Source organism: Limnofasciculus baicalensis BBK-W-15, assembly GCF_024178385.1.
Classification (GTDB): domain Bacteria; phylum Cyanobacteriota; class Cyanobacteriia; order Cyanobacteriales; family Coleofasciculaceae; genus Limnofasciculus; species Limnofasciculus baicalensis.
Genome location: NZ_JAMZMM010000378.1, coordinates 1 through 5,692 on the forward strand (window position 1 = coordinate 1; position 5,692 = coordinate 5,692).

The window sequence follows — 5,692 nt, forward strand, 5'->3', positions numbered from 1 at the left end:
GAAGGATGAAGGATGAAGGATGAAGGATGAAGTATGAAGGATGAAGTATGAAGTATGAAGTATGAAGTGGGAAATTACTCAAGCTACTTCTAATTTCATCATTGGGGGAATTCCCAAGTCATACATCATTTAGACTTCAACCTTGTTTGGTAAGATTTTTTGTTCAATTAGTAGGTAGTTTAAGAAAAATGTCACACTTTAGCAACATAAAAACTCAAATCCGTAATCTTTCCTCTTTAAAAGATGCCTTAAAAGATTTGGGAGTTGACTGGAAATCAGGTCCCCGTGAGGTGCGAGGCTATCAAGGTAACACTCAAACCGCTGAAGTTGTAATCGAACAAGATAATAACTACGATATCGGTTTCAGTTGGAATGGGAAAGAATACGAATTAGTTGCTGACTTACAATATTGGCAACAAGCTTGGTCCGTGGATGGGTTCCTGAATCGAGTTACGCAGCGCTATGCTTTACATACTGTGATGCGCGAAACCGCCAACCAAGGCTTCCAAGTTGCCGAACAGCAAAAAAATCAAGATGGTTCAATCCGTCTAGTTGTACAACGCTGGAGCGCCTAATGCCAGATTTTTCGCCAGACTCGGAACGTTCGGGTTTTGAACCGGAATTAGGGGGCATTTTTCGAGATGCACCGCAACGTTCGGGTTTTGAACCGGAGCTAGGTGGTGTATTTCGGCAAAAAGGTGTTTACGTTGATGAAATTACCTGCATCGGCTGTAAGCATTGCGCCCATGTTGCCCGAAATACATTTTACATTGAGCCGGACTACGGGCGATCGCGAGTAATTGGACAAAATGGAGATTCTGAAGATTTAATTCAAGAAGCCATTGATACTTGTCCGGTAGATTGTATTCATTGGGTTGATTACACCGAGTTGAAAAAATTGGAAGAGGAAAGGCAAGATCAGGTAATTCCTATTGCTGGATTTCCGATCGATAATGCGGCTGTTGCTGCCAAGATTCGCCAGAAGAAGGAATTGAGAAAGCAGCAGCGCAATAAGAGATTGATGAGTTAATTTTTACAGATTTCAATTTAACTTACCCGGAATTTAGCCTGCGCAAGTAGGCTATTTTTTTTGTTTTGGTTTTAGTTTACATTGCCCAGCGATCCCGCCATTTGACTGTTCCTTCCTCAGCAACTACCCAGCGGCGTGCCACTAGATTTTCCCGCAGAGGAGATTCACCTTCGCGCAGCATAGCATATTTATAGACGATGGGTTTGCCTGCACTTTCGTTAAAGGGAATTTCGCCAAACCAAGTGTTCTGGTTAATATACTCTAACGGATAGGCTTTAGTAATATCCCAGTTGCCCAATTCCGGACAGTTTCCGATAACAACAATGGTTTCTCCAGGCTTAGTATCAACCCCATTAAGTTGTACTCGGACAATGGTTTTGCCTTTAATCTTTTGACCAACATGACTGATGACAATTGCTACTTGTTCATCTAATTCTAAATTATGAATCATCCCATCTTTCACTACCAATTTTTGACGAGTCAGTATACAGGTATGTTCGCCATCAGGTAATTCTGTTTCCACCGTTTCTAATGTTATGGCTTCACCTCGATTCAGTGCAACAAAAACGATTGAATCTCGATAACGCCGAATATAACAGTAAATGTCAGGAGTGAGTTTTTTTTGCCACTGACTCCCCAAAGATGTTGCTGGATTGAAACGTCGTAACCCCGATAATAAACGAATATCTCGATAGAAAGGAGTTTCGGTGTCCCAACTTTCCATCATCGGACGATTGTAGGGGTCATTATTACCGTAAGGGTTAATATCGCCATTAGTATCGTCATGGAGATATTGTTCTGTACCATAGTAAAGGCAAGGAATTCCACGAGTCGTCATCAAGAGAATCACCGCTAACCTCAACATTTCTGGAGAAGGGTTGAGAGTTTGAAAGCGGTGCATATCGTGATTGTCAATAAAAGTTATTAATTCTGTTGCTCCATCATAACGGTAATCTAAATCTAAAATTTCTTGAACCAGATTAAATCCTTCCTCTTCTCCAATAGCTAAAGCTTTACGAATTGCCATACAGAGACCAAAATCGAGGATAGTCATGCCAGAATTATTGGCAAATTCCACTGAACTATCGTTTTTGGGTTCGCTGTAAATCCACTCACCAAAAATAAATACATCCGGTTTATGGTTTTGAATATCGGCATTAAATTCTTGCCAAAACCAAATGGGCATGTGTTTTACTGTATCAACTCTCAGGACATCTACACCTCTGTCTAACCACTGCTTGATGGCTGATTTGATGTAGTTGCGATAGTCGATGTTATTTTCATTGAATGTAGCCAATCCTGCTAATTCACAGTTTTGTACTTGCCATTCATCTTCCCAATTAGTGACTTCACCGTAATGATGATACCAATTATCTTGATCGTCGTTAAAGTCAGCAATTTTTACCCCGTCGTTATATAGTTCTCCCTTTTTTCCACCTACATCAGGGTTACTGTGGTTGCAAACAATATCGAGAATTAATTTCATTTTGCGCTGATGTAACTCAGCAATCAAAAGATCAAAAGTTGTATTTTTTTCTGATTGAGTCGCATTGAGGGAAGGGTTCTCATCCTTGCCAATGAAACGAGGATTAATTCGTTTAAAGTCTTTTGTCCAGTAGCCATGAATAGCAGCCATGTCAACTGATAAGGCTTCTACTTGTTCAAATAAAGGAGTCAGCCAGATGGCAGTAACCCCTAAATTTTTCAAATAGTCGAGCTTGTCAATAATTCCTTGTAAATCTCCTCCCCAGTATTTCCCCCAATCTTCTCTGTCTGAGTCGTAGAGTTCGGGGTTAGCTCCTTGATTATTTTCTGGGTCACCATCATTGAAGCGATCGACTACAATAAAGTAAATTGTTTCTTGGCGAAATTCAATATCTCTGGTGTATAGAAACTCTAAATCGATCTCAGTTTCTGTTTTTGGTTTGCTAGTTGAATCTTGTATTTGATCCTCGGCTTCGGTTGTCGTTAGTGATGCTTGAGAATCAGGAAATTTATGGGAATCTTTAGAAACCATATAGTTTGATGCCACTGAGATAAAGGGATAGAGAAAAGCGACAAGGGTTAATCTTTATTGATCGTTACTTTTTGAGTCAATTATATCCACCTCTACTATAATGTAAAAAGGCAGTATAGGAATTTTTTAACTTATGGTCGTCAGGGCAGTAGAGAGTGAGGATATACTGTCGTAAATGTGTGACAGCTTATACTGAGAGGGAGCATCCCGAGAAAGGAAGAAATGCAGGTTGTATTCTTGCTCCCCCCTTTGACAAGCAGGGCTGGGGGGGTAAAAACTTTGTCAAAAAACGAGTATCTTTGCCAAAGTTGGATACTCCTATACTGAGATGCTTCGTTCTCAATAAGCAATGATTCTTGCTATAATTCACAGATGTTAAAGATTAAAAACTTTATCCTGAATCAATTCAGCCAAAATCTCCGGATTTTCATTAAAAATCGGGGGAGTGTCATCTTTTTGGGAAGCTTTACCTTTTTTGTATCTATTGTCACAACTCCACTTCTTGGCAATAGTCAACCAATTGAATCTTTATCGCCTAATCCATTGCTAGTTGAGAGGGATATTGAGTTGTTGTCGATGTCATCTTCAACACCTAGTACAACTCTCTCAGAAAATGAATCATTAGAATGGGGCATAAAAACTCAGGAAGAAGGTGATAATTACAAATATTATTTGTCCAGTGTTAGTTACAAAAAGCAAGGGAATATTCTTTGGACAATTCCTTTGCCGGAAAGACTGACTAACCGAGTAATTGGCTATAATAAACGGACACTTCCGCCCAGATACTTCCTCTTTTCATATTTCCTAGGCTTTGTGTAAGTCCTGATGGTATGTAATACCAGGATAAGCGATCGCGCCAGTATTTGGAGGATTACCTTACGCCGAATGTATAGCAAGACAGCTTAGGGGCTTTTTTACTAGGGGCTAGGGGAAGAAGTGAATGACATCAAGGGTTTCAGTAATTTAGAATGTCCTAACCGCCAAGGCGGTTGCTATCAAAGCTGCTAGTTTAGCAATCGCTGCTTTGGAAGACTGGCAGAAGGGGAAGGAAAGTTAGTTAGAAAATTCAGCACCCAATCTTTTTTACTTTTTATCCTTTACTTTGATTCTTCACACGTAACAATTTTTTATGCAAATAGGAAATAGCCACTTGGCAGTAAGGTTGATACTGAGAATCCTGATTTAACTTAGTATATTTAGCAATTTCTTTAGTTAAAATCTCGACTGTCCAAGTTTTGTCTGGATATTTTTGCTCCAAGCCTTTTATAACAGCATCCACAACTGCTTTACGATTTTTAGTCAAAGTTTCTGTGTTGAGGTTCAAAACTTCGTTTAATTCTTGATTTATTGTTTCATCATCAGAGGAAATTTGACCATTACTACCATATTTAATCAGTTTCTCACATTTAGCGTCAGTGGGATTAATTGTAATTTTACTTTCACCCTTGTTAGTATCGCAATGTTGCAAATTTTTAGGTTTTCTTTCATTGCCTTTGCAAGCACCGAGGAGATTTTGGTAAGCTAATTGTAAATCGGGATAGCTACTCTGAGGTTGCCAATGCTCAATTTTCATCTTGTCTTTAGCAATCCTGCCCATACAATAGCAACAAATGTATCCTTGTTCCGTCAGTAATGATTCCCGTAAATCGTCTTTCTGTTGATAGTTATCATAATTTGTATGAGATTTTAAGCGGTGTTCAAGTAAGGATTGAGGTTCTTTTCCTTTGACAATATGTTTCACTTTACTCGGTTAAAAAGTTGATTAATGTTTTAGCCCTAATGATTTCCGTATCATCTTCACCTAATAAATCTGCTAATTCTTGCAGTTTCACTTTTGCCTCGGCTAATTTTTCTTCATCTATCAAATTAAAACAAGCATCGATTTTTTCCTGAATTTCCTTTGGTCGTGCATTAACAGCCATTAATTCGTATAAAATTGAATTGCTATCTTTGCCGTAAGTATGGGGCGTTACCTCTACTAGCTTATAATCTTCTAAAATAAATACATTTTCTCTTTTAACTTGGCTCAAAACTTGAGGAGAGTGAGTTGTAACTATAAAGTGACAATTAGGAAAAGTTCTTGTAAAGCTAGGAATTACTATTCTTTGCCACTGAGGATGCAAATGTAAATCTATTTCATCTATTAAAACTATCCCTTCTCCTTGTAAAGCATCAACTCCTAAGCCTGGGTTAGCAATTGCTAATCGCCTTGCTAAGTCAGTCACTAACATTAATAGTGTCTTTTCTCCCTCAGAGAGTTGTTCTAAGTTAAAGTCTTGGTCGTTTTTGGTAATTATTAAGGAAAGGGGACTAGGATTACGAGTAAAATCAATATTTTTCTGGGATTGTTTTCTGACTACCCGTAAATCAGAAAAATGGGTGTTTGGGAATCCTTCTAAAAAATTTTCTATTGCTTTTCTGATCGCCTCTAACTTAGGATTTCTATAATTATTATCCTGTCTTAGCCTAATTTCATTCTCGTAGTCTTCCTCTACCCTAAACCAAACGAAAAAATCTACAAAGTCATTTATTCCTCGATTAAAAGATCTTCTATAAGCATTTAGTTGATTGATTTCATATTCATCATCGTCATAAGTTGATGCGGAATTTAAGATTATTCTATTAGTTCTATAATAAACTAGTAC

At 38.2% G+C, this 5,692-nt stretch carries 6 protein-coding genes; 3 read left to right on the forward strand and 3 right to left on the reverse strand.

Annotated elements, in window-relative coordinates; all coding sequences use genetic code 11:
* Positions 1-188 precede the first annotated feature (188 nt).
* Both NJ959_RS24770 and NJ959_RS24775 read left to right on the forward strand, forming a co-directional pair.
* Positions 189-575: a DUF1257 domain-containing protein gene (locus NJ959_RS24770; protein WP_254014421.1), complete on the forward strand. Its 387-nt coding sequence runs from the start codon at positions 189-191 to the stop codon at positions 573-575.
* Positions 575-1,030, forward strand: a complete 456-nt coding sequence (locus tag NJ959_RS24775; protein WP_254014422.1) for a ferredoxin — start codon at positions 575-577, stop codon at positions 1,028-1,030. The genes NJ959_RS24770 and NJ959_RS24775 overlap by 1 nt, the downstream gene beginning before the upstream one ends.
* Positions 1,031-1,106: 76 nt before the next feature.
* Here the strand turns inward: NJ959_RS24775 and NJ959_RS24780 are convergent, their stop codons facing one another.
* Positions 1,107-3,047: an alpha-amylase family glycosyl hydrolase gene (locus tag NJ959_RS24780; protein ID WP_254014423.1), complete on the reverse strand. Its 1,941-nt coding sequence runs from the start codon at positions 3,045-3,047 to the stop codon at positions 1,107-1,109.
* Between the two features lie 372 nt (positions 3,048-3,419).
* Here NJ959_RS24780 and NJ959_RS24785 point away from each other — a divergent pair, with 372 nt between their 5' ends.
* Positions 3,420-3,866, forward strand: a complete 447-nt coding sequence (locus tag NJ959_RS24785; protein WP_254014424.1) for a hypothetical protein — start codon at positions 3,420-3,422, stop codon at positions 3,864-3,866.
* Positions 3,867-4,137: 271 nt separating this feature from the next.
* On the opposite strand, the gene NJ959_RS24790 is transcribed toward NJ959_RS24785, so the two are convergent.
* A complete protein-coding gene (locus tag NJ959_RS24790; protein WP_254014425.1) occupies positions 4,138-4,788 on the reverse strand; it encodes a retron system putative HNH endonuclease in 651 nt (216 codons plus the stop codon).
* A 1-nt stretch (position 4,789) separates the two neighbouring features.
* A partial coding sequence (locus NJ959_RS24795; protein ID WP_254014426.1) for an AAA family ATPase occupies positions 4,790-5,692 on the reverse strand: 903 nt, incomplete at its 5' end.